Origin of the sequence: Mesorhizobium sp. YR577 (genome assembly GCF_900116595.1) — a bacterium.
In the GTDB taxonomy this organism is placed as follows: domain Bacteria; phylum Pseudomonadota; class Alphaproteobacteria; order Rhizobiales; family Rhizobiaceae; genus Mesorhizobium_M.
In genome coordinates, this window is sequence record NZ_FPBI01000028.1 from 47,323 (window position 1) to 71,967 (window position 24,645).

Here is a 24,645-nt window from a genome sequence, read left to right on the forward strand (position 1 = left end):
CAAAAAGCCCGCCATCGGCCTCTATGTGCGTAAAGGCGTTGGCTTACCAGATTTCGCCGACCCGAAAGACTGGGCCTTTGACGGAACCTCAGCACAGGATCTGTTACCTCGAGCGTCGTGGAAGGCGTTGCAACTGATTGCCATGCCTTCCGAGACATGGATTGACGCATGTCGGTCGTTGAGAAATTCGACGCCGTTACGCCGACGTGAGTTATCCCGGCGGTAGAATTGCCGATACCCCTTCAGCAAGCGATTCTTGACGGATCAAATATGGACTCAAATTCAGCATCCCCTGTTTCGCAGCCGGTCGTGGCAAAGCTCACAACGGCCGCGATATTCCTTGTCCTGACGGTCAGGCCCGAGCGGGAGCATGAAGCGACCATGCGCGCATTATGCGGCGATCTCTCCGCGCTTCTGCGTGCAGTGGGTTTTCGTGATCTCGAGAGCCGTCTGTCTTGTGTCATGGGGCTTGGCTCCGATTTATGGGATCGGCTTTTTGGGGAGCCCAGGCCGAGGGAACTGCATCCGTTCCGCGAGATCCGCGGCAAGCATCGCGCTATATCGACCCCTGGAGATATTCTCCTTCATATTCGCGCCACACGGATGGATTTGTGCTTCGAACTTGCGACACAGATCATGTCGCGGCTCGATGGCGCAGTCGCCACGGCAGACGAGGTGCATGGCTTCAACTATTTCGACGACCGTGATCTGATCGGCTTCGTCGACGGCACCGAAAACCCCGTGGATCAGGACGCCATCATGGCCACCATCATCGGCGATGAGGACGCGGCCTTTGCCGGTGGCAGCTATGTGATCGTGCAGAAATACCTGCACGATCTGAAGCAGTGGAACCAGGTGCCTGTCGAGGAACAGGAAAACATCATCGGTCGACACAAGCTTTCGGACATCGAGCAGGACGATGCGGTGAAGAAGCCTTACGCGCACAATGTTTTGACGAGCATTGTCGAAAATGGCGAGCAGCTCGAAATCGTGCGCGACAACATGCCGTTCGGCGATGTGGGGAAGGGCGAGTTCGGCACCTATTTCATCGGCTATGCCCGATCTCCGCGCAGAATCGAGCAGATGCTCGAGAATATGTTCATTGGCCAACCGCCGGGAAACTACGATCGGCTGCTCGACTTCAGTCGCGCGGTGACAGGCACGCTGTTCTTCGTTCCGTCGGCGACATTCCTGGACAGTGTCACCCCTGAGAACAGCCATCTCGTGATCGTCGCCCCGGCCGCAGATCACCCCGAGGCCGAAGACAAATCCAAACTGCAATCCGCCCGAAGCGACGGTTCGCTCGGCATTGGTTCGTTGAAGAAGTGAGGCATGCCATGAATAATCTATATCGGGAACTTGCTCCCATCTCCGACAGTGCCTGGGATCAAATCGAGGATGAAGCGTCCCGCACCCTCAAGCGGCATCTCGCAGCACGGCGTGTCGTCGACGTTATCGGCCCGAAGGGCGTTGATTTCTCGGCTGTCGGCACAGGGCACATCAAACAGATTCAGGGACCTGGCGAAGGTGTTCTGTCGGCGCAACGCGAAGTGCAGGCGCTCGTCGAGTTGCGTGTCCCGTTTGAGCTGACGCGTCAGGCAATCGATGATGTTGAGCGCGGCGCAGCGGATTCAGACTGGTCGCCCGTAAAGGAAGCGGCGCGCAAAATCGCCTTTGCGGAGGATCGCTCGATTTTTCATGGATATGCCGCAGCCGGCATTCAGGGAATTCGCGAAGGAAGCAGCAATGCGATTGTGCCGCTTCCCGGCAACGTCAAAAGCTATCCGGGCGCTATCGCGCAGGCGGTAAGCCAACTACGGCTTGCAGGCGTTAATGGTCCCTATGCGCTTATACTTGGTGCCGAGGCGTACACTGCTGCAAGCGGTGGGAGCGACGAAGGATATCCGGTCTTCCGCCATATCGAACACGAGGTGGACGGTGGCGTCATCTGGGCCCCAGCAATCGAAGGCGGGTTCGTGATCACAACACGCGGCGGCGATTTCGAACTCGATATCGGGCAAGACCTTTCCATAGGCTATCTCAGCCACTCCAGCACGGTTGTCGAACTTTATCTACAAGAGACTTTCACTTTCCGGATGCTAACATCGGAAGCGGCAATAATACTCGCACCCAGCGATAAATCGTAGCGGGGGTCGACAGTGGTGCTACCTTCCGTATGAAGAGTTCTTGAGGTCGTATCTATTGTGATCCTTGGGGTTGCGGTGCGGTCGCCGAAAATCACCGTAATGCGCTCGATTCAAACATTGTCATCAATGCTCCGGTCGGCCGTCATGCACTGAAGGCGACTCAACGAGGCAGCATGCAAGCAGCCATCGGAACACGGAGTGATCGTCAGGATACTTGGTTCAACGGAAACGGACGTTTTCTTGGTCAAACTCGCAAGCAACCCGGTAGATGGCGAGACATAACGTTATCTCCAGGACCGTTGCCCGCGGCTCGAATAAGAAGGTTCGTCGAATAGACGGGGGCGCGGAAAACCAACAGGGTCAGGACCTGACCTTCAGCAGTTCGCACGGAACGCCGAATTTTCTTCCGCATGGCCGAACATCGCGATCAAACGTGCGTCGCCCGCCGATGCCGCGACGTTCAACGGAGAACCGGACAAATTCGCCAGGTATTTTTCGCCCAACCCCGGCCTTGGTGATTAGTCGGCATGATAGGATGTCACTGCGAATTTTCCCGTTTGAGATTACCAGAGATATCCTTACTCCACCCGTAAAAGGTCGATGAAACTTCATCGAAGTCACCATTGCAGCTACCGTAACGGGCCATCCCTTTATTGCGGAAGACGATCGTGAAGATTTCCGGGAACCTTTGCCGAAATCCAGCATCCAATTGGTTGACGCCGCAAATTTGAGCGGCGTTGTGAACCAAAGGAATAGGCAATGAGAACCATTTCTATCGCGCTTGCCACGCTGCTGGCCGGATCGCTCGCAGCGTTCGCGCATGATGTTCCTGCCGAGATAGCCAATTCGCCGCCGGCGGGGGCGTTCAAGGCGGTGAGTAGCCTCGTCAAGCTACCCGATTTCCTGCCCGGTATGGGTCAACTCTTCGTCGATCCCGCACGTCCGCCCGCGGGTCCGTTCCTGGCATACGATCACGACGGCAAGCTGGGGGCGTGCTGGAACAGGCGGTGGACTTTCTGCCCGCGCCGTTTCGCACCGTCTTCATCCTTCGCGATGTCGAGGGGATGAGTACGGAGGAAACGGCGATCGTGCTTTCGATCAAGGCGGAGACTGTGAAGACCCGCCTTCATCGTGCGCGAAAGCTGATGCGCGCGGCGATAGCGAAGAGGCTTTCTGCTGCGTTCGGGGAATCTTTCCATTCGACGGTACGCGTTGCGCGGGCATGGCCGATCGTGTCGTGAAGCGTCTGCGCCAGCGACGTTTTCTCGACCGCTGACGATAGATGGAGATGGCGAATATCATCAATCTTCAACATAAGTATCTGCGCGCTCAATCACGCGAAGTAAGTGTCTGAATGTCCTGTTGGTCCTACCAGATTGCAAACACTCTTTTTTTGAGGCACTATTTGGAAGGGAAACATAGGACTTGGGGAGATGCTGAAACAGTTTGAGATTTTACAGCTTGCCTTTCAACTGGCCATGGACAGCCTCATGAAGGCAAGAAGTTTCAACCCGGACATAGCGGCCGCTAGCTTGCTAATATTCATCCGGGCTTCGCGGCAAAACGACGAGATTTCTGCCGCACAAGGAGTTCTAACAGCTCTCGACCATCTTTCAGCCCTTTCGCGGGAGGATCACCGCTCCCGAATATGGCAGGAGAGAAAGTTGTCAGTTCAGGAAGCGTTCGAGGTCCTTGAGGACGTCTATGATCGAAACGCAAGTTTTGAGGAATACACACGGCGCATGCCCGAACGTTATTCAACACCGAGCCAAGGGCATGTCGCAGGCATTTAGCCTTGTCATTTGCCTTCTATCTTGACTGACGCTGACGCCAACCTTCAGTACACGCGGTAGTCGCCGAGAAGCACGCAATACCTTTCGGTATCTGCTCTTGGATGGCACCACTGACGCGTCGATTGCGCTCATAGCCGTTTTCAGCCGGGGCGCGTCTTTTTCACACCAGCCTCAACCACCGAGCAGTCCGAGCATGACGATCAGGATTTGCCCGCCGCCGAACATCGAATCCAAGCCATCGCCCAGTTCCCGCCGACGCTTGATTCACCATACTCGCCGTGATCACCAAGGTCATAGGGCTCCAAGCCTTGAGGAATTCGATCTCGTTGAGATGTTCGATAAATCCGATAATACCATCAAGGTTGTCGCGGCACGCGCGTTTCTCTACTCATCTACATTTGCTTCGGTCCATTAGCGGGCCACCGCCTTGACCGCCCAAGCTCTGGTTTTTAGAGGAATCGACCCATCCTCGTTACGCGGCAGACTGTCGTGCAACTCTCCTCTCAATCGCTGCCGGGTCGAAGGCTCAAGATTCATGCAGTAGCCCGGCGCAGGCCCGGCTCCAAGCGTGAACGGACGCCAGTAGTCCTCGAAGTCCCTGAACACGGTTGGTATCTCAATTTGGGTACACTCTACCGAGCTCAAGCCGGCTGTCGTTGCCAAGCTGGTCAGTCCATCGGGTGTGCAAAAAGGAAATCGCCTGCCTTCAGCGAGGTCTTGCGCATTTGGGTCAATTGCGGTGGCGGCAGTCCAGAACGCCCGCATGAATTCCACACCACCTCCTGGATAATCCCAGACATAAAACGCAATCGTCGCGCCGCTGCGCGCTACGCGTTTCATTTCCCCCAACGCTTTTTCCCTGTCGGGCACGAAGTTGAGAACCAGCCCAGACACGATCATATCTCTGCTGCCGGTATCCACTGCCAGCGCTTGGGCATCTCCAACGCGGAACTCCATGCGTTTGTCAGCAACTTTTGCTCGTGCTGTTGTAAGGAAGCCTTCGGAAGGGTCGACAGAAATCAGGCTCGCCGGGTTGCAGCGATCGAGGATGGCAGCGGAAAGCGCTCCAGTGCCGCAGCCCACGTCAAGCCAAGCCAATTTGTCCGCAGGGTCGAGCCAGTCGAGAAAGCGGGGGGCTATCTGTCGACTCCAGCGACCCATATATAGATCGTAACTGTCGCCTGCCTGCCATGCGTCATGACGGGATGCCTGAGACATTGACTGTTCCTGCGCCGGACCCTATCGCCAATTAATACGCCTCGCCAAGCACAGAAGGCCAATCAAATATCGAAAGCTGGGACGAAAGGATCGCGATCGGACCAAACCAGACCTAACAACCTGGCTAAGACTGCGGGGAAGAATGAGCAATCTTTGCCCTTTCGACGGCGGCAAATGACTTTCACCGGCCACCGCTTACGCATCTGCTTTGCGGTAGGCTACGACGACAAGCCAGGTTGCGGAAAGCAGGAAGTAAAAAGCGCCGAACCCCGCATAGGGGGTGATGTTCAGAATCGTCGGCGCATCGGTGCCAAGGGATCGGCTAATCATGAGGCCGCCGGCGAGGGCCGATTGCGCACCACTCAAGATCATCGCCCATTGCACGCCATGGTAACGCAAACGCCTTACGCCCGTGTACAGTTGCAGCAGACCCGAGAGGATCGCCCAGACCCCAAACACGGCCAAAACCGCATAAGTGCTGCTGCTGACCGCCACGATGACGGCGAGTGTCGTTATCACGCTGACCACGACATTCAACGCTTGGGACGGGTTAGCTTTCAGGCCGCCATTTACCTGGGCGTCAACCAAGTTGGCGAAGGCATCCCACGCCGGGTAGATCACGAGCAGAAAAGCGGCAAAACGGGGTTGCCCGCTGAGCAGAATGGCGGCGGCAATCCAGGAGATAGAGAATATGGCGCGTACGAAATAATAGGATCGCAGCCAGCTGGACTGGGTCGAAGATTGGCTTTGCATTGGTAGGTTCCTCGTTGTGATCTACCTATCAGTAGGAAGGTAGATCGTTTGAGTCAACCCGGCACTCGAACACCTCCTTGTGAGGATCGGGGCAACGCAAGCCTTGACAATAGCCTACTAGAAGGTAGGCTATTAACTGGAAACAATGGCTTCAACTTCTGAAAAAATTCTCGACATCGCGCAGGCCCTCATTGTCGCGGGAGGCTATAACGGGTTCAGCTATGCCGATATCTCGGCTGAGATTGGTATCAGGAAGGCGAGTATCCACCATCACTTTCCGACGAAGGCCGAGTTGGTCTCTGTGCTGGTGGATCGTTACAGGCGGCAGGCTGAAGCGGGCTTACATTCTCTCCGGGAGCAATTCTCAAGCCCTGCCGATCAACTGCGGTCCTATCTGAACTACTGGCAGACATGCATTCGCGATGCCTCGCCGTCCTTCTGCGTTTGTGCAATGCTCGCTGGCGAGATGCAGATGCTGCCGGAAGAGGTCGCATCACGCGTTCGCGCCCATTTCTATAGCCTTGCGAGGTGGCTCACGTCCGTGCTGCAGGCTGGAGTAGAGCAGGACTTGTTCCGATTGAACAAGCGGCCGGAGGAGGAGGCCCAAATGCTGATGGCATCGGTCCATGGGGCAATGCTCTCTGCGAGGGCTTTCAGCGATCCTGGACTGTTCACCACAATCGTCAGCCCCCAGATCGCCAAACTGCTGGCACCGGATTGCAAGAGAACTGACGGGCCGAAGTAGTCAACAGACGACTGCTCAGCGAGCGAAGCGGTTATCTGGATGGCAGCCAGACAGTCGTCTCTAAGATCAACATGTCGCGCTGGAACATCGGCAAGGTCGAGAGAGGGCTACGCAAAGATTTATTTATCGGTCATTCACAGCATCGACCCGGAATGAGACGAAATAGGAATAAATGCCTTGCGTCGGCAAACGGATTCATGCGAGAAATCCTTCATCAAGGAATTTTCACATGACCGCACCGATGCCCGGCGACGGACGTTGAAGCTATATCCGAATTTGGAAAAGGCGGCAGATCAGGCCATCGACGCGTGCCGCGGCGATGCACGCGCTGCTGTCATTGCGCTTCTCGTCGCAAATGACTTTCTGGAACATGAGCTTGAGTTGGCACGCATTGCCGTTTCGTCTGGTTTTTCCCGTGGCTGGCATCACAGGAAAGCGCGATGAGCACACGCGCCAGATTCACGCCCGCAGCGTTTCCGACTAAGCCACCTGCCTCGCGAGTGCGCACTGCGACCAAAGCTCGGAAAGGGAACGGGCGAGATGGTCGATGTCGGTGTCGGAATGAAGGGGGGAGGGCGTGATGCGCAACCGTTCGGTCTTGCGTGGCACCGTCGGATAGTTGATCGGCTGCAGATAGACTCCGTGCCGATCCAGCAGAACGTCGCTGATCCATTTGCATTTGACCGGATCCTGTACCATCACCGGTACTATATGGGTCGAATTCGGCATATAAGGAATGCCGATTTCGGTGAGGTGTGCGCGGACTTTCTCCACGCGGTCCTGATGACGGGCGCGCTCGACATTTGAGTTCTTCAAGTGACGGATCGAAGCGAGCGCACCGGCGGCCACTGCCGGCGGCAGCGCTGTCGAAAAAATGAAACCGGAGGCGAAGGAGCGAATGAAATCGCAGACCGCCGCCGACCCGGTGATATATCCGCCCATGACGCCGAAAGCCTTGCCGAGGGTTCCCTCGATGATCGTCACCCGGTTCATCAGGCCTTCCTGTTCGGCGATCCCACCGCCGTGGGGTCCGTAGAGGCCGACCGCATGGACCTCGTCAAGATAGGTCATGGCACCGTGCTTTTCGGCAACCGCAAGAATCTCGGCAATCGGCGCGACATCGCCGTCCATTGAATAAACGGATTCGAAGGCGACGATCTTTGGACGTTCTGTCCCATATTCGGAAAGGATTCGATCGAGATCCTTTGGATTATTATGCTTCCAAATCCTCTTCTCGGCCTTCGAGTGACGAATGCCTTCGATCATCGAAGCGTGGTTGCTCTCGTCCGAAAAGATAACGCAACCAGCGATGTTTGCTCCAAGCGTGCCGAGCGTGGCCCAGTTCGAGACATAGCCGGAGGTGAAGAGGAGGGCGGCTTCCTTGCCATGCAGATCGGCAAGTTCACGTTCAAGAAGGACATGGTAGCGGTTGGTGCCGGATATATTGCGCGTGCCGCCAGCACCAGCGCCGCATTTGTCGAGCGCCTCGTGCATGGCGGCAATCACCGACGGGTGCTGGCCCATGCCCAGATAATCGTTGGAACACCACACCGTCACATCGCGTTTGCCATTCTCGGTATGGCGAGTGGCGTGTGGAAAGGAGCCCGCGCGGCGTTCGATCTCGGCAAAGACCCGATAGCGTCCCTCCTTATGCAGACCTTCGAGCTTCGTTTCGAAGAATGCATTGAAATCCATAATTTCTCACCCTCACCAACTATGGCCAATTCATTTCCCGATGTCAGGCAGATAGTCGACTGCCTTTCCTTACCAAGATATCAGGAGCTGGAATGGCTCTCGATCAGGTCGGGATATTGAGACGTCAGCAACTGCAGGTCCGAGAGTCTAGTGAGGCGCATCGACCATCCGCCATCAAGCGCAACCCCCCGAGCATCGCCCGAGCCGAAATCGGTGATATAACGGATCAGTGAGACCACTTGATGCGCCTGAAGGTCGCGTCGGCGTCTAACGATGAAAACCTCGTCAGGGCCCTCATAATTCCGGGCGGTCGCTATAGGCGGGTTGTCAGTGGACGTCGAAGTAGGTTCGACCGATGCAACAGCATCGACAGGTACGTCGCGATCATTCCCGCTGCTTGGATCATCGTCCAGAAAGTCAAAATCAGCCATACGGGAACGTGTTCCTTATTCTCAGCGAGGACGCCGCTGCGGCCTAGGGCGTCCAGGTCTTTGAGCATCAAGTTTATTGAGCAGTTCAGCGGCGTCACAAGCATCGTCCTTGCTAAGCCCGTTCATGACGCGCGAAGGGGTTTCCGTCGGACGTTCAGGTTGTGTATCCAGAACAGACCAGCTTCCGGTTGCCTCTTGATGTTCAGTGTATCGTCGCTTCATTGATCCATCGGAAAATACGTATTCATGTTTTCTGTGTCCGAGGTCGAAATCCTGCACTTGGTCGCTGCCGGCCTGCCGCGACAATCAATGCGTTCGACCGGTTAAACCAACGGGATGCGCCAGGCGCACGCCTCTACCGCCGCCGTGACTGCGCTCGTGATCCCCAATGATCTCAACCCCCGCTGCCCTGAATGCGCTGATGACTTTTTTCTGTATATCGATCCCACCCCGCAGATCGCTGTCGCCGGCCTCCATGCGTTGGATGGCCGACAGAGAGATGCCGGCGCGGTCAGCGAGGTTTTTCTGGTCAATTCCAAGCAATTCTCGGGCTGCACGCATCTGCGAAGCGGTAATCACATTTTGATCTCCGGATTGCGAGCACGCTGCACTGAAAGAGCGATCGACGACCGCCGCTCTATGCAGGAAGGCGGCAGTTGTGATTGGAAGAATACTCATTCCGGCTTATCGCCTTTTGAGCGCGAAAACCAAAAAGCGCTGATCAAAGCGCCCTTAACTCGGGGCAGCAGGACGAGTATCAGCGCAACAACAATCAGGGAGACCAAAATCATTGTAAGTGCGAAGTGCGAGAGAAGCATACCCTGAAACAGGAAATACGATGGTGCGGCAAACAAGCCCGCAATCAGGATAGTGAACCAGGGTGCGGCGTCGTCTGATTCTATGTCGCCAAAGCGTTCGCCGCAGGGCCCGCAATTCTCTACCTGCTTCAGATAGGCGCGATACAGCTTGCCATGACCGCAATTCGGGCATCGGCCGACCAGGCCACGCGCGAGAGCGACCGGCAAGGTGGGATGTTCAAATCTATCGCTTCTTTTGTCCATTAGGATCATGTATAAAACATCATCCTAAATGTTTCAACCCGTAGATATCTTCTATTCGATATGATTTTCAAGGCGCTATGTAGGCAGATTGCAAACCGTCGCCTTAAAGTCACCGGATAGCACCACGGAAACGTTCATTCACGTTCCGAACCCGGCGATCGCGTGTGCCAGATCACGCTCACAAACAGGGCTTTGGCGCGTGGCAGAACGATGAGCGCCATGCCGAGGGCTAGAATGGGCCATAAGGTCATCGACACCCAGCCTGGCAAGGTCATCCCGCTTTCGACGGAAAGAGCAATTGGCACGACAATATGACCAACGATGAGAATCGTAAGCCAGGGAGCAGCGTCGTCCGATCGAATGTGCCCATATTGTTCGTAGCAGACAGAGCAGTGATCTACCTGCTTCAAATAGGAAGCAAATAGCTTTCCATTTCCGCAGTTCGGACACCGCCCGATCAAAGCACGGCGAATGGCAACACCGAGTGTTGGCCTCATGTTGTCGTTTGCTGGGAATCTCAAGCGAAGGCACTCACGCGAAGCGAACGCACCGTGTTGGGCGGGATGGAATAAATGTGAGCCATTGTCTGGTACCTGGTCATTGGTTTGCCGAGGCACGTGCCGCCTTGACCGTCTTGGCATCTGCCTTGTCGAGCAATGCCAGCAGTCCTTTCAGGATTTCGAGCGGTCGTGGCGGACAACCTGGTATGTGCAGATCAACCGGCAGGACTTCGGATACCCCGTTCATCACTGCATAGCTCCCGGCAAAGCAGCCGCCGTCCCTGGCGCAGTCGCCGATTGCTACAACCCATTTGGGATCGGGTGTCGCGTCATAGGTCCGCAGCAGGGCCTCCCGCATATTTTTGGTCACCGGCCCAGTGACAAGCAGCACATCGGCATGACGTGGCGAGGCGACGAAACGGATGCCGAAACGCTCAATGTCATAGAAGGCGTTGTTGAGCGCATGCATCTCAAGTTCGCAGCCATTGCAGGAACCGGCATCGACCGCCCGGATCGACAGGCTTCGCCCCAACCGTTTGCGAGCCGCGCGGTCAAGAGCTTGGGCGAGTTCGTCAGTCGCTAGCTGGCTCGCCTCGGGTGACTTCTCTGTGAGAGGGGCCCGTATTAGGCTTTCGAAGAGGAGCTTGCGCATGACAGCCTACCTTTTTAGAGATCATGGCCTGAATAGCTGCAATTGAATGACTTGTTGCAGAGCGGGAAGTCGGCGACGATGTTTCCCTCGATTGCCGCTTCAAGGAGTGGCCATTGAAACCATGATGGGTCACGCAGGTGGCAGCGCTCGATCACGCCGTTTGCCGCAAGGTGGATCCAGACCAGGATATCGCCCCGAAAACCCTCGACCAGCGCCATGCCCTCACGCGGCTCTCGGGCCGCGACAACATCGACGCGAACCGGACCCTCAGGCAGCCGCCGCAGGATCTGTTCGACCAATGACAGGCTCTGTTCGACTTCGCGGATGCGAATCCAGACACGGGCGTTCACGTCGCCATCAGTCAGAACTGGGACGTCGAATGTGAGTTCATCATAGGGCGGATAGCCTGGAATTTGACGGGCGTCGAAATCCCGACCGGAGGCTCGGCCGACATAGCCACCCGCGCCATATTGCCGGGCAAGATCAGCGTTGAGTCGACCGGTTGCGACCGTCCGATCCTGCAGGGAGGCGGTGTTGTCGTAGAGTTCGACCAAGGCAGGAAACCGTTGTCTGATCTCAGAGACCAACAAACGAAGGTTGACGGCTCCTCCAATGTCGAGGTCGGCCGCGATCCCGCCTGGCACGATGCGATCACGCATCATGCGGTGGCCGAAGGCCGTATCGCAGACGCGCAACACGCGTTCGCGCAGCACGCCGCAGTGAGCATGCATGAGCGCGAAGGCAGCATCATTGGAGATCGCCCCGATATCGCCAAGATGATTGGCAAGCCGTTCCAACTCGGCCATGAGGGCTCGCAGCCAGACAGCACGGGGTGGGGCCTCGATACCTTGCGCTGCCTCGACGGCGCGGGCAAAGGCAAGGGAATAGGCAACCGTGCTATCGCCGGACGTTCTGCCCGCCAATTTTGCGGCATGGTCGATATCGGACTCGGCCATCAGGCCTTCTATGCCTTTGTGCGTATATCCGAGACGCTCTTCCAGCCGAACGACCGTTTCGCCGCCAGCAGTAAATCGAAAATGTCCAGGCTCGATGATCCCGGCATGGACCGGGCCGACGGGGATCTGATGCAGGCTCTCGCCCTCGGCGGTCAGGAACCGATATGAAGGTGCGCCGACTGGCGCAGGAGTAGACGCTCCCAACGGATGAACAACTTCCCACTGGCCATGATCGAGCCAGCGGCGGGTATCCGGCAATCCTTGCGGCAGAAGCCCGAACAGGTCTGCTGCTGCTCGCTCAAGACGCAAGGCGGGTGGATGTAGGCTGCCGACCGACGGATAGCGGCCATCCGGGCACTCCAGGCTGACAACGCCAATGTCCCGGGCGATCTCGTCGAAAAGTGCCATGTGGACAGCACCCGGTTCACCCCAGAGACCGAGCAGGCTCCAGTGACCCTCGGCCAGTTGCTCGGCAGCGAAGCTCCATATTTTTGGAGTGACCACAGCGCGTGCCCACGGGAAGTGGCATTCCACGCGTTTGCCAGCCAAGATGAGATCGATCAGCGCGGGCATGTTTTCTCCCTCATCCGTTTCATCCCAAAATATCCGCGACGTTCTGGAACCACGTGACCAGGGGAGGGGGAAGATAGATGCCGGCAGCCAACACCAAGGCCAGATGGGCGTAAAGCGGCACGTAGGATGCCTGGACGGGGGTAGTGCTGCCGCGCGGTTCGCCGAAGGCGATACCGGTCAACCGCAGCAACAAAGCTCCGAAAGCGAGCAGAATCCCGAAAACCAAAAGGATCGCAAGAACGGGGTGCCTCGCAAATGTCGAACTTACCACCAGGAATTCGCTCATGAAGATGCCCATCGGCGGAAGGCCGGCGATGGCAACGACCCCTACGACCAGAGCCCAGCCAAGTGCCGGATGTGTCTCCGTCAGCCCCCGGATCTCGGCAATGTTTTGCGTTCCCTTGACCTGGGCGATATGGCCTACCGCGAAAAAGATCGCGGACTTGGTCAGGCTGTGCATCACCATATGCAGCAGCCCGGCAAAGTTGGCGAGCGGCCCCCCCATGCCGAAAGCAAACACGATGATGCCCATATGTTCGATCGAAGAGTATGCAAACAGCCGCTTGATGTCGCGGCGGCGGTAGAGCATGAAGGCTGCGAAAATGAGGGACGTCAGTCCCATCGTAATCATCAGCGACCCAGGCGCTATCGCCTCCGGGCTTGCGGCCAGCAACAATTTGAAGCGCAGCACGGCATAGAGCGCGACGTTGAGAAGAAGTCCCGACAACACCGCCGAGATCGGTGTCGGGCCTTCGGCATGCGCGTCGGGCAGCCAGGCATGCAAGGGAGCAAGGCCTACCTTCGTGCCGTAGCCAAGCAGCAGGAAAACGAATGCGACGTTGAGCAGGGCCGGGTCGAAGCGCGCTGCATGTTCGATAAGCACCGTCCAGACCATTGCATTCGTGCCTTCTCCGACAACGGGCTGCGCGGCCATGTAGACGAGGATCGTGCCGAACAGGGCGAGCGCAATGCCGACGCTTCCCAGAATGAAGTATTTCCAGGCGGCCTCCAGGGCTTCATGCGTGCGGTAGATGCCGACCATGAGCACCGTGGTTAGCGTAGCAAGTTCCACGGCAACCCACATCAAGCCGATATTGTTCGAGACGAACGCGAGGTTCATGCCGAACATCATGATCTGGTACATTGCGTGGTAAAATCTAAGGTTGGACGCGGTCAGCCGACCGGTCTCCATCTCGTGCGCGATATAGGAGGCGCTGAACACGCTGGTCGTGAATCCGACGAATGTGTTGAGCACGATGAACACGATGTTGAGGTCATCGACCAGCAGATACTGCCCTGGTTGTGGCCGATCGGTGATGAGCAGCGACAGGGCGGCAACCAAGGTCAGGAAGCTCGCAGCCACATTCAGGCGTGCTGTCATCCGATAGTTGGGCAGGGCCGCCAGGAGAGCGGCGGCACCGATCGGTATTAGCAAAATGGCCGCCACGGCATCGAAGGACAACGCGGTCATCGGCGTTCGCCCCTGTAGTCATCGAGCGCGCCGACATCGACGGAATCGAACCTTTCCCGAATGCGGAACAGGAAGACGCCGATGACGATGAAGGCAATCAGGATCGAAAATGCGACGCTGATCTCGACAACCAACGGCATGCCCTTGGCACCGGTTGCGGCGAGAACGAGGCCGTTTTCGAGTGACATGAACCCGATGACCTGACTGACGGCATTGCGACGGGTGACCATTACCAGGAGTCCGAGCAGTATGATGGACAGCGCGAAGGCCAGATCCTCGCGCGCCAGTGGATCGGCCTCCGGGGTAACCCGCAGCATCAGGACCAGGGACAGTGTCACAAGGCCAATTCCGGCAAGCATGGTCGGACCAATGCCAACAGCCGTCTCGATGTCACGATGGATGCCAAGGCGTTGAATGATGCGGTGGAGCCCGACGGGAATGATGATCGCCTTGAATACGAGCGCGATGACCGCGGTGACATAGAGATGGTGGGCGTCCTGAATGTACGCTTGCCAGGCAACGGAAAGGGCAAGGACGATCGCGTGGAGCGCGAAAACGTTTATGAGCGCGAAGAGACGATCCTGATACAGCATCAGGAAACTGATCAGGACAAGGCCGCCGGCGAGCAAATGGGCGATGTCGAAGGTGAGGCTGTTCATCACAGGCTCCGCGAGACGAACAACAGGAGCGTGCCAAGCAGCGCCAGCATGAGTGCTGCTCCCAGAAAATCCGGGACGCGGAAGACACGCATCTTGGCGATTGCTGTTTCGAACACGGCAAGGAGAATACCGCCGACCGCCAGCTTGGCGACATAGGCGGTGGCAGCCAATACATAGGATGTTAGTCCTGTTCCTGCGGTCACCAGCCCCCAAGGCGTGAAGACACAGGCAATCAGCGACATGTAAAGCAGGAGCTTGAGGAAGGCGGCGAACTCGATCATCGCCAGGTGACGACCGGAATATTCCAGCACCATGGCCTCGTGAACCATGGTGAGTTCCAGATGCGTTGCCGGGTTGTCGACTGGGATGCGGGCGTTTTCCGCGATCGCGACGATGATGAGGGCGATCAGCGCCATCCCGAGCGACACCCGCAGACCAACTTCGGACGAGTTCATGAACGCGGCGACCGTGGAGAGCTGCGTCGCGCCTGCAACGAGAGCGAGGCTGAACACGATCAGAAGCATTGCAGGCTCGGCCAGGGAAGCGATCATGACTTCGCGGCTTGCGCCTATGCCGCCAAAGCTCGTGCCGACATCCATTCCGGCTAATGCCAGGAAGAACCGCGCGCTCCCCAGAAGGGCGACAATGGCAATGAGATCGGCCGACCAGCTGAATGTGAGCCCGGTGGCAAATGTCGGGATGAGCGCGGCAGCAACCCAGGTGGCGGCAAAGATCAGATAGGGCGTGACGCGAAACAGCCAGGATGCGTTGTCCGCCAGAACGACTTCCTTGCGCATGAGCCGCAGGAGATCACGGTAGGGTTGGATGAGAGAAGGACCCTGACGGCGCTGCAGTCTCGCCTTCACCTTGCGCACGAAGCCGGTCAGGAGCGGTGCGAGCAAAAGCACCAGCATCATCTGTAAGCCTTGAACGGTCAGCTCAAGCGTCAGGGCCATAGTGCGAGCACCAGAAGCAGGGCTACGAGAAACAGGAAGACGAGCGTCAGGTAGCGCCGGATCGTCAGGAACTGCAGATGATTGAGGTGGTCAGTCGCAAAGTCGATGGCCCCACCGATCGGCTGATAAAGCGTCTCCCAGATCACATCATGCATTTGGACATTCAGGCGAGCTGGGCTGGTTTCGCCGGGCGCTGGCATTTCCACCTGTTCGCTTGCGCGGAACGCAAATGTGCCGAAGACACGGCGGATAGGCTGCGCGAAACTGACGGCCGTGTATTGCCCGGTCGGAACCGCATCGGGGAAACCACAGCCCCAGGCTGGTCCTCGCCGCAGCGCCTGCGATGCGAAACGATGGATCACATATGCCGCGAGCGACGCGGAAATGGCTATGAACACGAACACCAGAAGGCCGTTATAGGAACTGCGGCTCGCCGCAATCGGCACGATCGACAGCCATGGTTCGGCCATTTGTACAGGCATCCGGCTGCCAATCAGCGAAAGGGTCACCGGTGAAAGACCGTCTATGACAAGACCCGGCAGGATGCCGGCGAGCAGGCAAAGTGCTGCGAGCGTGAACATCGCCACCAGCGAGTAGTGGTCGACCTCACGTGCGGTTTCTACAACCGCGGTCCGCGGCCTGCCGAGGAACGTGATCCCGAACGCCTTGACGAAGCAGGCGGCCGCCAATGCCGCCGATAGCGCCAGCAGGCCGCCAACGGCCGGCACCATCACCTTCAGGCCCCATTGCGGCAGGTCTGGGCTCTGCAATATGGCCTGAAAAGCCAGCCATTCGGAGACAAACCCGTTGAAGGGTGGAAGCGCTGAGATCGCGACGCAGCCGACAAGAAAGGCAAAACTTGTGAAGGGCATTCGATGGATGAGGCCGCCCAGCTTCTCCATATTCCGCTCGCCGGTTGCTGTCAGCACTGCGCCCGCGCCAAAGAAGAGCAGGCTCTTGAAGAAGGAATGGTTGAGAACATGGAAGAGAGCCGCGGTGAGCGCCAGTGCGGCAGCCAATGGCATGGCGTTGGCTTTGAAGGCGAGTGCCAGTCCAAGGCTGACGAAGATGACGCCGATATTCTCAATTGTGCTGTAGGCAAGGAGACGTTTGAGGTCGTTTTCCATCAACGCGTGGAGAATCCCCAAAACGGCTGTTAGACCTCCGAAGAACAGTACGATGACGCCCGACCACCATGTCGGCTCGCCGAGCAGGTCAAAGACAATGCGTATGAAGCCATAGACCGCGACCTTGGTCATGACACCGCTCATGAGAGCCGAAACATGGCTTGGCGCGGCCGGGTGGGCGAGTGGCAGCCAGACGTGCAGTGGCACAAGGCCTGCCTTGGAGCCTGCACCCAGCAGCATGAGAGCCAGGACGAAAGTTGCGACGATCGGGGAGGGATCGGCGACACGCATCGCGTCGAAGGTGTAGCCGCCGCTCGGGCCGGACAGAAGGCCGAATGCCAGCAGGAGTGCGAGCGTACCGAAGCCTGCCATCACGAGATAGATGTAACCCGCCCGCGCATTGTCCTGTTCGCGATGGTGCGTCATGACGAGTGCCCATGAGACGAGTGACATGAACTCCCAGGAAAGCAGGAAGGTAAAAGCGTCGTCGGCCAGCACGACAAGGTTCATTCCTGCGAGGAAGGCCGGGAAAAACGGCAGTACCCGGTGCGGGTCGGATTCGTGCTTGCCATAACCGAGGCCGTAAAGACTGGCCATGGCACCGCCGAAATTGACGACGAGGAGGAAGAAAGTCGAAAGTGCGTCCAAACGGAAATTAGCGCCGATCCATGGCAGCCCAACTGGCAGCGTGACAACCGACACGGTGCCGGGATTGCCGATTATGCGGTTTGCAAGGACCAGGATCACGGCCGCCGAAATGCCAAGGGTCAAGCTGTAGACCAGGCGTGTTCCTGCGCCTGCTCGCCGACTTTGGGCGATCGCAAGCACCGCAGTCCCCAGGAGCGCAGCAACGCCCCAGAGAAGGACCGCGGCCCCCGAAATCACGCCACGCTCCTCACACCGAATTTGGTTCCGGTATCGCTACCGCCCAGAATCTTTGCGGGGTCAAAGTCCGCTTTCAGCCGCACGCCGCGTCCGCCAATCTGGCTGGATGCGCCTTCGGCGATCAGTTCGACACCAGCGAGATCAAGAGCCCCGATCAGTTTCATAAGAGAGTCGACATTGCCACGGATCACCGCCTCGCTGGCCTCCATGCGCTGGATCGTCGGCACCGAGAGACCAGACAATTCGGCAAGTCTGCGTTGGTCAATGCCGAGGAGCGCTCTCGCGGCCCGTAGCTGTGGAGCAGTTATCACGGATCGCATCCCCTTTGTTAGCTTTGAGATATTATCTCTGCACGTTACAGCATATATTAAAATGCGGTGGATTCAATTATTGATGCGTGACGCATCTATTTTATGGCTGTAGAAATTGAATACGGACCTTAGACGGACTTGCTTTGTCCTCGCCGCCTTGGTGTCCGGCAAGGGCAAGCGGGAGTCCCAAGGCTCCGCATAAGGTTCTGATGGGATGAAAGATCGTGAAATCAGTGGAGCGGTGGATCTAGGAATTCGACTGTGGTGACAAAGGCATGATCCGAATTGCGAAATATCACTCCGATTTCGGCAATATCGAGGTTTTGCGTACCAAGGACACCGGTTCGTTCATTTATCGCCAGGGTGGCTGCTATCAGAGTGAGTGCGACCCGAACGGCGTCAGTGTCGTGCCCTATATACACGCGATCTTTGGACTTCTCGCACAGGCACAAGTATCTGATGTCTTGATGATTGGTTGTGGCGGTGGGAGCCTGGGCACGATGCTAGATAGAGCTGGCGTGCGTGTTACGATCGTCGACATCAATCCAAAGGCTTTCCAGATTGCTGAGAAATACTTTGGTCTGCCTCGCGGCGTTCACTGCTGCATCTCCGATGGACGGGATTTTTTGCGCGCCGACCGTCATCGCTACGATGCTATCGTTTTGGACGCATATTCCGGGCGGCGTATCCCAGATCACTTGTGCGCTGAGACATTCTTCGGCCTGGCGCAGACACGACTCAAAAATTCTTCCGGCATTCTGATCGGGAATGTTCATGCTCGCCACGACCTTGACATGATGCCGGATCGTGTTGCCGCGAAGCTTAACAACATCTGGTCAAATGTGAGGTTGCTCGACACCCGCGGTACTCCTGACCGTAATGCGCTCGTCATGGCAGGCAAGGTGCGTGGTCTCGTCCAGCCAATATTGTTGATACCGCCGTCAGTTGGAGCAGACGAGATCGCAGATGGCCTTGGCCAATTGGCGTTCAGACCCTGGCATGTGCCGCGACGGGCTGCATAGGTGGAGCCAGCGGCAAAGTGAGGGAGGCATCTTTAAGTTGGGAAAATTGCCTATAGCTTACTTTTTCCCGCCCGTTTCAATGCTCCGTCCAACTCGTGCTCCACGGCTCCGATGAAATGGACGAGCATCTGTCTTGCCGCAGTTTCGTTTGGTGTCTGGACGGCTAAAGTCGCTCCAGCCACGATTGCGATCGACATTAGCTGCTCGGTTGCGCTCATGTTGCGGACATGTTTGGCCATACCGTCTGCCACTTTCCGCATGTAGGAGAAATCAAGATCTGCAAATTCTTTGCTTAAGCTCATAGCCACCTCCTGAACCGACCTGCATTGTCCCTAGACCTACAAAACAAAGGCTTTCGCCGCCCAGTCGACATTGCCTGCTGCAAACACAGCCGCGAAATGACGACATCAAAGATGCCGGCCGCGCGCTGGCCCACTCCTCAAAGCCCGACGGCTGATCGATCATCAGCAAGGCAAGGCCGTTAGCTTGAGCCGGGAATTCTCTGCAACACGCCACTCGAGATCACTGCGAAAATCCAAGTGTCTGTATTTTGCGAAATGAATGCCTGTAGCCGTCTAGGGCTAGATTTTCGAGAGTTAGAGCCTGTTCGATATCAAACCAGCCGATCTCTGAGTGTTCATCACCTATCAATAGCGGTTCGCCTACCCACGATCGTGTCGCAAAAATATAGAATCTTGCGGCGTTAACGCTGTCTGTCTGAAAATCATCGAGAAGCTGTAGATCTGAGGCCAACACACCAATTTCTTCGTGCAATTCTCGGATTGCTGCTTCGAGCGGCGTTTCACCGGCTTCAATGTGACCGCCGGGTAGAGCCCAGCAGCCCGGATACGTTTGTCGACCCTTGGATCTCTTTCCGAGCAGAACCCGTCGTCCATCAAGCAATACGGTGTTGCTGATAAGTTTCACTATCAAATTCGCCCGCGAAGATTCCAAATGGTGCGCAGTGTATCAATCGATTTCTGTGTAGTCGCGTTGCCTCAAATGATGCCGCAAATGCATCCTCGAGCGCCAGGGGAATGTTGCAGTTTCTGGAAACTGCCGCGTTCAGGCGGTCCGAGCGCTGATAATATCAAACCAAGGCTTGCCACACGCCGCCGACCCCTCCACCAGGATGTTCGCGACGTCAACCGGCACGCCTCCCACTGAATCTGGCATGTAGAAAACCTCTGCTCCGCTACCGCCAGAGCCGTCTCGCATGGGCAGAAACATCATCCAGGACAGGCACGGCGGCCAATACCATAAGGATCGCCGCGAGGAACAACGTCGCCGTGAAGCCGATATGCTTGAAACCCACCGCGCCGATGACGCCGCCTATAAAGAACAAGGCGACAAGCGACGCCAGCAGTTTTAGTTTCCTGCGGTCTGCCCGTACGAACAGGCCCTCCGCGTCATTCCGCGATATGTTCCAGTAAACCAGCTTGCCGAGTTCGATGCCCATGTCCGTCACCAGACCGGTGATGTGCGTTGTCCGGATTCTGGCTTCCGATAGCTTCGTGATGATGGCGTTCTGCAAGCCCATTATGAAGCAGAGCAGCATGACCGTCATAGGCACAAACAGTGCTTCATGACGCGCAAGGTGGCTGCCAAGCAGACCAAAACAGATCAGCAGGATCGCTTCCAGGACGAGTGGAAATGCATATTCGCTCTGCAGATGTTGTCGCCGCCCCCAGTTCACCAGCACAGCAGAGCAGGCGGCACCTGCGACAAACGAAAGCAAAGCGCCCAATCCAGAAAGGACCAGCGCGACATTGCCAAGTGCCAGATGGTCGGCCATGGAAGAAACGATGCCTGACATGTGGGAGGTATACTGCTGGACTGCCAGAAAACCGCCCGCATTGGCGGCCCCGGCGACAAAGGTCAAAAAACGGGCAAGGTGCCGATTGGTCTTGTCGCTTCGCTCCTTTCCAGCCAGCCGACGCAGATACACGATCATGAGAGAAGTCTGCCTTTCCACGCGGAAAAGCAGGGCCACAAGTGGGAGTGCCGGGAGAGACTCATTGAGTGTTTCTGGACGGGAAGGGGATGAAAGACGGTGAATGCGCAGCATCGAAGCGCGCGTCGTGCGCGACCTAATTTGGCTTGCCTATGGGAATATCAGGCTGCCGGAACCTGACACCGCGACCGCCATCGCTGCTGCTTACATGTTCGCTTATCAATTCCACACCGGCACTGTTCAGCGCGTTGATCACTTTCACCAAACTATCGACCACGCCCCGAACGTTGCCCTGACTGGCTTCCATTCGCTGGATCGTCGGCAAGGAGATGCCGGCCATTTCGGCCAAGGTTTTCTGGTCGATGTTGAGAAGGGCGCGGGCGGCACGAAGCTGGGAAGCTGTGATCATCGATGCATCAGTGTCTGCGTATGAGAAATCATACTCCTAATGGTATCATTGATGTAGAAAACATCAATACAGGGCAACAAAATATTAATCGGCACTTGGCACGATGAACCTCGACCATTATCGTATGTGCATGACTCAACGCTATAAATCTTGCCAGGAGCCCATCGGCACCTGGTCCGTGAATGATGTTCATGCCGGACGGCCCGCCGAGATGGGCAGCCGTACCATCGTCGGGATGAACCGACAGGATGCCGAGGAACTCGCCGACCTTCTCAACAAGCTCGACGCGCAAAGACAGGAAGCAAAATCATGAAGGTCAAAGACAGCAACGGCACGCCGCTGAGTGAAGGAGATTCCGTCACTCTCATCAAGGATCTCAAGGTCAAAGGCACTTCCGTCACCCTGAAACGCGGAACGTTGATCAAGAACATCCATCTGACTGGCAACGAAGATGAGATCGAATGCCGGGCCGAGAAGGTTAAAAATCTGGTGTTGCGAACGGAGTTTTTGAAGAAGGCCTGATCTGAAAATGCTCGCAATCCTGTGCTCTGCGCGGATGTCGGCCAGCCCCTGCGACGAGGCCTAGCTCGACCTGCCGCACTTCCTGTGCGATTTTGTTTCATTGGCGTTCAGCGCTCCAGTGAGTCCACGCATTTCGCTACCGGCTACATTTTCAGCAGGATGTCGACCGCTTTTGCGATAGGCAGCACGATGCACAGCGTGAGAAGTATGTCGACGGCGACATTCTCCCAAAAGCGTCGACGCTTTTCTTTATCAGGACACTTCATAGCCGTGCCCCCATTCTGTCTTTGTATTTTACTACGATTCTGAATGGAGACCATCGAAATTGCATGATGGAAGCCGGATTGTCGGTGAAGCAGGACGATTCGAGCCAAGGCTGCCGTGACAAGAACCCGGTGTTATTTCCGACAACGAAATCCGGCCGGGTTCCAGCAATCAATGCGATTGCGTGGTATTTTGAGGAAAGCACGCATCGAACGAGCGGAACATAGTCGATGATCACATTCAGGCCGATGCGCAGCAACGAGTTCCCGGGATACCTGGATTATTTTGTTCCGGACTATGCCACGGAGATCTCGACGAATTATGGCCTATCCAGTGCGGCCGCGCTCGCGCAGGCAAAGCGAGAGATTTCGGAGGATCTTCCTGATGGTGCAGATACGCCGGGGCAGATGCTGTTGTGCGTAATCGACGATGAGAGAGGAGATGACGACGCCATCGGCTATCTCTGGTACCGTCCGGATAAGGAGCCACGCTCGGCGTTCATCTGCGATTTCCATATTCTTGTCGCGCATCAAGGCAATGGTTACGGCAAACTGGCGTTGAGTGCTCTGGAGGTCATTCTTTCCGACGCAGGTTTTGAACAAATTCGGTTGCGGGTCGCCGCCGACAATGAGCGTGCGCATCATGTTTACAAGGTCGGTGGATTTCGCGCGACCGGGATCAACATGAGCAAACGGATTGGAAAGGTATGATCTTCAGCGCCCATGGTCACTTGGTGCAGAGTAGTAAATCACCATCGGGATTTTTTTTGATCAGAAGCGAACCTTGATAGCGGATAACGGGCAATCGCATCCAACGTTATTTGATGGAACTATCGCTTGGATCAGTCGCGCCGTTCCCAGCCATTGATGCCTCGATGCTCCTGTGGTGTGAAGCGGATCTTGTATTGCATCTTGCTGGAGCCTTCGACCCAGTAGCCGAGATAGACATAGGGCAGCTTCAAAGCGCGCGCCCGCTTGATGTGATCGAGGATTATGAAGGTACCAAGCGACACGTTCCTTTCGTCAGGATCGTAGAAGGAGTAGACCATCGACAGGCCATCGGCCATGACGTCGGTCAGAGCGACGGCGACAAGCACGCCTTCGTTGATGCCGGCGGTCGACACGTCCGGACCGCGGCGGCGGTATTCAACTACCTGTGTATTGACGTGCGTGTCTTCGACCATCATCGCGTAATCGAGGACACCCATGTCGTACATTCCACCTGTGCGATGCCGCACGTTCACGTAACGGCGAAAGAGGTTATATTGCTCAGTTGATGGCTGAGCCTTGTAGGCGCAGCTGGTGAGATTGGCGTTCCGCTGCCAGACCCACCGCATAGAGCGGGTCTTGTTGAATTCTTCGACCAGCACCCGCACTGATATGCAGGCATGGCAGGCATCACAGGCAGGTCGATAGGCAATGTTTTGCGATCGCCGGAACCCGCCTTGTGACAAAAGATCATTCAGTTCGGCTGCATTGTTCTTGCCAAGGTTTGCGAACACCTTGCGTTCGAACTGCCTCTCCAGATATGGGCAAGGGGCCGGGACGGTCAAATAGAACTGCGGCGATGATTGCGGGTGGTGCGTCATAGGTCTTTCGTCCGTGGTGCTGTGCAGCCAGCAATAGCATCGCTCGGCGGCAAGAAAGGTCAACACCTTTCGAAGGAGCGATCCGGCGAGGGGCTTCAAAATCAGGATTTTGCTGGGACCTGAGAAGGGCGTAGTTTGACCGTTGTCTCGTGACCTTTTACCTCCCCTTAAGTCCTGCTCGGCATGATTAACAATGCCTTTAAACGAAAGTCTGCCGGTGGCGGAAATTTTAGGGGTTTGTCTCCTATTGAGCCGGAACCCCTGAGTGTCGCTGACGGACAGGGCTTTCAGAGATGCAAGAGGTGGTGGGATGGACGAGGGAGAGTGTGTGTGAACGGGAGTATCGCATCATGAAGTCACCAAGAAACCTGGTTGGATTGAAGCAGTTTCAGGTGAATGAGAGACGTCGCCAGTTGCTGCAGCTGGACATGATGATTGCCGATTTCGACCGCATGGCCGGAGAACTGGAGTTCCAGATCAACGCTGAAGAGATGAAAACCGGCATCATCGACATCAATCATTTCGCCTATCCGACTTTCGCCAAGGCCGCGCGCCAGCGCCGCGAGAACCTCAAAAACTCGCAATCCGACCTTCTTCAACAAAGAGCCACAGCCGAATCGTTACTCATTGAAGCTGAAGCGGATCTATCCAGGGCGGAAATGTTGGAATCACGTGACAGCAAGGGCCACGGAGTTTCAATCGAAAACCGCAGCACCATGACCAGTTGAGATGGCTACCCGCGCTCCAGTCCGCCTCTGTTTTTAGGTTTCGCACGATATCGATGCGGGGATGTGACTTGAAACCAAAGTGACGGCTGTGTGCTTGAGGAGATCACTCCTTGATAGCGGGTATCGTTACGTCGGACGCCCAATTACTCCGATGAAAGGCCGGCGCAGTCGGGGAGGATGAGGGGTGGACCACGCCGGCCAATGGCGATCCTTTCAGGTCCGCCG

Annotated in this window: 29 protein-coding genes and 2 pseudogenes; 12 read left to right on the forward strand and 19 right to left on the reverse strand. The window is 56.6% G+C overall.

Annotation, left to right across the window (positions count from 1 at the left end):
- Positions 1-270: 270 nt before the first annotated feature.
- The 5 genes and pseudogenes from BM413_RS27810 (at position 271) to BM413_RS27835 (ending at position 3,940) form a co-directional block, all read left to right on the forward strand.
- Positions 271-1,329: a Dyp-type peroxidase gene (locus tag BM413_RS27810; protein WP_091918104.1), complete on the forward strand. Its 1,059-nt coding sequence runs from the start codon at positions 271-273 to the stop codon at positions 1,327-1,329.
- 8 nt (positions 1,330-1,337) lie between these two features.
- Positions 1,338-2,147: a family 1 encapsulin nanocompartment shell protein gene (locus BM413_RS27815; RefSeq protein WP_091918105.1), complete on the forward strand. Its 810-nt coding sequence runs from the start codon at positions 1,338-1,340 to the stop codon at positions 2,145-2,147.
- A gap of 759 nt (positions 2,148-2,906) precedes the next feature.
- Positions 2,907-3,215: a hypothetical protein gene (locus BM413_RS27825; RefSeq protein WP_348272943.1), complete on the forward strand. Its 309-nt coding sequence runs from the start codon at positions 2,907-2,909 to the stop codon at positions 3,213-3,215.
- Positions 3,119-3,423: pseudogene (locus BM413_RS27830) on the forward strand (sigma factor-like helix-turn-helix DNA-binding protein); the annotation flags it as partial. The gene BM413_RS27825 and the pseudogene BM413_RS27830, both read left to right, overlap by 97 nt.
- Before the next feature lie 157 nt (positions 3,424-3,580).
- Entirely contained in the window at positions 3,581-3,940 is a 360-nt protein-coding gene (locus BM413_RS27835; RefSeq protein WP_091918106.1) for a hypothetical protein, read from the forward strand.
- 411 nt (positions 3,941-4,351) lie between these two features.
- Here the strand turns inward: BM413_RS27835 and BM413_RS27840 are convergent, their stop codons facing one another.
- The gene (locus BM413_RS27840) at positions 4,352-5,158 is read right to left on the reverse strand and encodes a class I SAM-dependent methyltransferase (protein ID WP_091918107.1); all 807 of its coding nucleotides are present in this window, start codon (positions 5,156-5,158) and stop codon (positions 4,352-4,354) included.
- Between the two features lie 195 nt (positions 5,159-5,353).
- Complete coding sequence (locus BM413_RS27845; protein ID WP_091918108.1) at positions 5,354-5,911, reverse strand: DUF308 domain-containing protein; 558 nt, start codon at positions 5,909-5,911, stop codon at positions 5,354-5,356.
- A 136-nt stretch (positions 5,912-6,047) separates the two neighbouring features.
- Between BM413_RS27845 and BM413_RS27850 the strand changes: the two genes are divergently transcribed.
- Positions 6,048-6,656 carry a TetR/AcrR family transcriptional regulator gene (locus BM413_RS27850; protein ID WP_091918109.1) on the forward strand — a complete coding sequence of 203 codons (609 nt, stop codon included), beginning with the start codon at positions 6,048-6,050 and terminating at the stop codon, positions 6,654-6,656.
- Positions 6,657-6,833: 177 nt separating this feature from the next.
- Complete coding sequence (locus BM413_RS27855) at positions 6,834-7,100, forward strand: hypothetical protein (protein ID WP_091918110.1); 267 nt, start codon at positions 6,834-6,836, stop codon at positions 7,098-7,100.
- A gap of 36 nt (positions 7,101-7,136) precedes the next feature.
- Here BM413_RS27855 and hemA read toward each other — a convergent pair whose 3' ends face one another.
- From hemA to BM413_RS27915, 12 genes are all read right to left on the reverse strand, one after another.
- Positions 7,137-8,351 carry a 5-aminolevulinate synthase gene (gene hemA, locus BM413_RS27860; RefSeq protein ID WP_091918111.1) on the reverse strand — a complete coding sequence of 405 codons (1,215 nt, stop codon included), beginning with the start codon at positions 8,349-8,351 and terminating at the stop codon, positions 7,137-7,139.
- A gap of 80 nt (positions 8,352-8,431) precedes the next feature.
- The gene (locus tag BM413_RS27865; protein ID WP_091918112.1) at positions 8,432-8,782 is read right to left on the reverse strand and encodes a hypothetical protein; all 351 of its coding nucleotides are present in this window, start codon (positions 8,780-8,782) and stop codon (positions 8,432-8,434) included.
- 306 nt (positions 8,783-9,088) lie between these two features.
- Positions 9,089-9,361: a helix-turn-helix domain-containing protein gene (locus BM413_RS27870; protein ID WP_091918135.1), complete on the reverse strand. Its 273-nt coding sequence runs from the start codon at positions 9,359-9,361 to the stop codon at positions 9,089-9,091.
- 95 nt (positions 9,362-9,456) lie between these two features.
- Positions 9,457-9,852: a DUF983 domain-containing protein gene (locus tag BM413_RS27875; RefSeq protein ID WP_091918113.1), complete on the reverse strand. Its 396-nt coding sequence runs from the start codon at positions 9,850-9,852 to the stop codon at positions 9,457-9,459.
- A 125-nt stretch (positions 9,853-9,977) separates the two neighbouring features.
- Entirely contained in the window at positions 9,978-10,340 is a 363-nt protein-coding gene (locus BM413_RS27880; protein WP_091918114.1) for a DUF983 domain-containing protein, read from the reverse strand.
- Positions 10,341-10,440: 100 nt separating this feature from the next.
- Complete coding sequence (locus BM413_RS27885) at positions 10,441-10,995, reverse strand: NADH-quinone oxidoreductase subunit B family protein (RefSeq protein ID WP_091918115.1); 555 nt, start codon at positions 10,993-10,995, stop codon at positions 10,441-10,443.
- Positions 10,996-11,009: 14 nt separating this feature from the next.
- Complete coding sequence (locus BM413_RS27890) at positions 11,010-12,524, reverse strand: hydrogenase large subunit (protein ID WP_091918116.1); 1,515 nt, start codon at positions 12,522-12,524, stop codon at positions 11,010-11,012.
- 19 nt (positions 12,525-12,543) lie between these two features.
- Positions 12,544-13,995, reverse strand: coding sequence for a hydrogenase 4 subunit F (locus BM413_RS27895; RefSeq protein ID WP_091918117.1), 1,452 nt, complete (start codon positions 13,993-13,995; stop codon positions 12,544-12,546).
- Complete coding sequence (locus tag BM413_RS27900) at positions 13,992-14,654, reverse strand: hydrogenase-4 component E (protein ID WP_091918118.1); 663 nt, start codon at positions 14,652-14,654, stop codon at positions 13,992-13,994. The genes BM413_RS27895 and BM413_RS27900 overlap by 4 nt, the downstream gene beginning before the upstream one ends.
- On the reverse strand, positions 14,654-15,610 hold the full coding sequence (locus tag BM413_RS27905; RefSeq protein ID WP_091918119.1) for a respiratory chain complex I subunit 1 family protein: 957 nt from the start codon (positions 15,608-15,610) through the stop codon (positions 14,654-14,656). Before BM413_RS27905 ends, BM413_RS27900 begins: the two co-directional genes overlap by 1 nt.
- Positions 15,601-17,619, reverse strand: coding sequence for a hydrogenase 4 subunit B (gene hyfB / locus BM413_RS27910; RefSeq protein WP_091918136.1), 2,019 nt, complete (start codon positions 17,617-17,619; stop codon positions 15,601-15,603). Before hyfB ends, BM413_RS27905 begins: the two co-directional genes overlap by 10 nt.
- A complete protein-coding gene (locus tag BM413_RS27915; protein ID WP_175544470.1) occupies positions 17,619-17,933 on the reverse strand; it encodes a helix-turn-helix domain-containing protein in 315 nt (104 codons plus the stop codon). The genes hyfB and BM413_RS27915 overlap by 1 nt, the downstream gene beginning before the upstream one ends.
- A gap of 275 nt (positions 17,934-18,208) precedes the next feature.
- Here BM413_RS27915 and BM413_RS27920 point away from each other — a divergent pair, with 275 nt between their 5' ends.
- Positions 18,209-18,955, forward strand: a complete 747-nt coding sequence (locus BM413_RS27920) for a spermidine synthase (RefSeq protein WP_091918121.1) — start codon at positions 18,209-18,211, stop codon at positions 18,953-18,955.
- Positions 18,956-19,005: 50 nt separating this feature from the next.
- Here the strand turns inward: BM413_RS27920 and BM413_RS27925 are convergent, their stop codons facing one another.
- From BM413_RS27925 to BM413_RS27940, 4 genes and pseudogenes are all read right to left on the reverse strand, one after another.
- The gene (locus BM413_RS27925) at positions 19,006-19,257 is read right to left on the reverse strand and encodes a hypothetical protein (RefSeq protein WP_091918122.1); all 252 of its coding nucleotides are present in this window, start codon (positions 19,255-19,257) and stop codon (positions 19,006-19,008) included.
- Between the two features lie 220 nt (positions 19,258-19,477).
- The gene (locus BM413_RS27930; protein WP_244538054.1) at positions 19,478-19,882 is read right to left on the reverse strand and encodes an NUDIX hydrolase; all 405 of its coding nucleotides are present in this window, start codon (positions 19,880-19,882) and stop codon (positions 19,478-19,480) included.
- 271 nt (positions 19,883-20,153) lie between these two features.
- Positions 20,154-20,909, reverse strand: a pseudogene (locus tag BM413_RS27935) (YoaK family protein); the annotation flags it as partial.
- Positions 20,910-21,045: 136 nt separating this feature from the next.
- Positions 21,046-21,318, reverse strand: a complete 273-nt coding sequence (locus BM413_RS27940; RefSeq protein WP_091918125.1) for a helix-turn-helix domain-containing protein — start codon at positions 21,316-21,318, stop codon at positions 21,046-21,048.
- A gap of 103 nt (positions 21,319-21,421) precedes the next feature.
- On the opposite strand from BM413_RS27940, the gene BM413_RS27945 reads away from it, so the two are divergent.
- From BM413_RS27945 to BM413_RS27955, 3 genes are all read left to right on the forward strand, one after another.
- The gene (locus BM413_RS27945; RefSeq protein ID WP_091918126.1) at positions 21,422-21,631 is read left to right on the forward strand and encodes a hypothetical protein; all 210 of its coding nucleotides are present in this window, start codon (positions 21,422-21,424) and stop codon (positions 21,629-21,631) included.
- The gene (locus tag BM413_RS27950) at positions 21,628-21,840 is read left to right on the forward strand and encodes an alkylphosphonate utilization protein (protein ID WP_091918127.1); all 213 of its coding nucleotides are present in this window, start codon (positions 21,628-21,630) and stop codon (positions 21,838-21,840) included. The genes BM413_RS27945 and BM413_RS27950 overlap by 4 nt, the downstream gene beginning before the upstream one ends.
- Before the next feature lie 494 nt (positions 21,841-22,334).
- Positions 22,335-22,814, forward strand: coding sequence for a GNAT family N-acetyltransferase (locus BM413_RS27955; protein ID WP_091918128.1), 480 nt, complete (start codon positions 22,335-22,337; stop codon positions 22,812-22,814).
- A gap of 131 nt (positions 22,815-22,945) precedes the next feature.
- Here the strand turns inward: BM413_RS27955 and BM413_RS27960 are convergent, their stop codons facing one another.
- Positions 22,946-23,692, reverse strand: a complete 747-nt coding sequence (locus BM413_RS27960) for an arginyltransferase (RefSeq protein ID WP_091918137.1) — start codon at positions 23,690-23,692, stop codon at positions 22,946-22,948.
- A gap of 350 nt (positions 23,693-24,042) precedes the next feature.
- Here BM413_RS27960 and BM413_RS27965 point away from each other — a divergent pair, with 350 nt between their 5' ends.
- A complete protein-coding gene (locus BM413_RS27965; RefSeq protein WP_091918129.1) occupies positions 24,043-24,420 on the forward strand; it encodes a flagellar export protein FliJ in 378 nt (125 codons plus the stop codon).
- Positions 24,421-24,645 lie beyond the last annotated feature (225 nt).

Excerpts from the sequence above, each read along its gene's own strand:
- BM413_RS27810 (WP_091918104.1), top strand. The coding sequence starts at position 271 with ATGGACTCAAATTCAGCATCCCCTGTTTCGCAGCCGGTCGTGGCAAAG.
- BM413_RS27815 (WP_091918105.1), top strand. The coding sequence starts at position 1,338 with ATGAATAATCTATATCGGGAACTTGCTCCCATCTCCGACAGTGCCTGG.
- BM413_RS27825 (WP_348272943.1), top strand. The coding sequence starts at position 2,907 with ATGAGAACCATTTCTATCGCGCTTGCCACGCTGCTGGCCGGATCGCTC.
- BM413_RS27835 (WP_091918106.1), top strand. The coding sequence starts at position 3,581 with ATGCTGAAACAGTTTGAGATTTTACAGCTTGCCTTTCAACTGGCCATG.
- BM413_RS27840 (WP_091918107.1), bottom strand. The coding sequence starts at position 5,158 with ATGTCTCAGGCATCCCGTCATGACGCATGGCAGGCAGGCGACAGTTAC.
- BM413_RS27845 (WP_091918108.1), bottom strand. The coding sequence starts at position 5,911 with ATGCAAAGCCAATCTTCGACCCAGTCCAGCTGGCTGCGATCCTATTAT.
- hemA (WP_091918111.1), bottom strand. The coding sequence starts at position 8,351 with ATGGATTTCAATGCATTCTTCGAAACGAAGCTCGAAGGTCTGCATAAG.
- BM413_RS27865 (WP_091918112.1), bottom strand. The coding sequence starts at position 8,782 with ATGGCTGATTTTGACTTTCTGGACGATGATCCAAGCAGCGGGAATGAT.
- BM413_RS27875 (WP_091918113.1), bottom strand. The coding sequence starts at position 9,852 with ATGATCCTAATGGACAAAAGAAGCGATAGATTTGAACATCCCACCTTG.
- BM413_RS27880 (WP_091918114.1), bottom strand. The coding sequence starts at position 10,340 with ATGAGGCCAACACTCGGTGTTGCCATTCGCCGTGCTTTGATCGGGCGG.
- BM413_RS27885 (WP_091918115.1), bottom strand. The coding sequence starts at position 10,995 with ATGCGCAAGCTCCTCTTCGAAAGCCTAATACGGGCCCCTCTCACAGAG.
- BM413_RS27890 (WP_091918116.1), bottom strand. The coding sequence starts at position 12,524 with ATGCCCGCGCTGATCGATCTCATCTTGGCTGGCAAACGCGTGGAATGC.
- BM413_RS27895 (WP_091918117.1), bottom strand. The coding sequence starts at position 13,995 with ATGACCGCGTTGTCCTTCGATGCCGTGGCGGCCATTTTGCTAATACCG.
- BM413_RS27900 (WP_091918118.1), bottom strand. The coding sequence starts at position 14,654 with ATGAACAGCCTCACCTTCGACATCGCCCATTTGCTCGCCGGCGGCCTT.
- BM413_RS27905 (WP_091918119.1), bottom strand. The coding sequence starts at position 15,610 with ATGGCCCTGACGCTTGAGCTGACCGTTCAAGGCTTACAGATGATGCTG.
- BM413_RS27920 (WP_091918121.1), top strand. The coding sequence starts at position 18,209 with ATGATCCGAATTGCGAAATATCACTCCGATTTCGGCAATATCGAGGTT.
- BM413_RS27925 (WP_091918122.1), bottom strand. The coding sequence starts at position 19,257 with ATGAGCTTAAGCAAAGAATTTGCAGATCTTGATTTCTCCTACATGCGG.
- BM413_RS27940 (WP_091918125.1), bottom strand. The coding sequence starts at position 21,318 with ATGATCACAGCTTCCCAGCTTCGTGCCGCCCGCGCCCTTCTCAACATC.
- BM413_RS27945 (WP_091918126.1), top strand. The coding sequence starts at position 21,422 with ATGAACCTCGACCATTATCGTATGTGCATGACTCAACGCTATAAATCT.
- BM413_RS27950 (WP_091918127.1), top strand. The coding sequence starts at position 21,628 with ATGAAGGTCAAAGACAGCAACGGCACGCCGCTGAGTGAAGGAGATTCC.
- BM413_RS27955 (WP_091918128.1), top strand. The coding sequence starts at position 22,335 with ATGATCACATTCAGGCCGATGCGCAGCAACGAGTTCCCGGGATACCTG.
- BM413_RS27960 (WP_091918137.1), bottom strand. The coding sequence starts at position 23,692 with ATGACGCACCACCCGCAATCATCGCCGCAGTTCTATTTGACCGTCCCG.
- BM413_RS27965 (WP_091918129.1), top strand. The coding sequence starts at position 24,043 with ATGAAGTCACCAAGAAACCTGGTTGGATTGAAGCAGTTTCAGGTGAAT.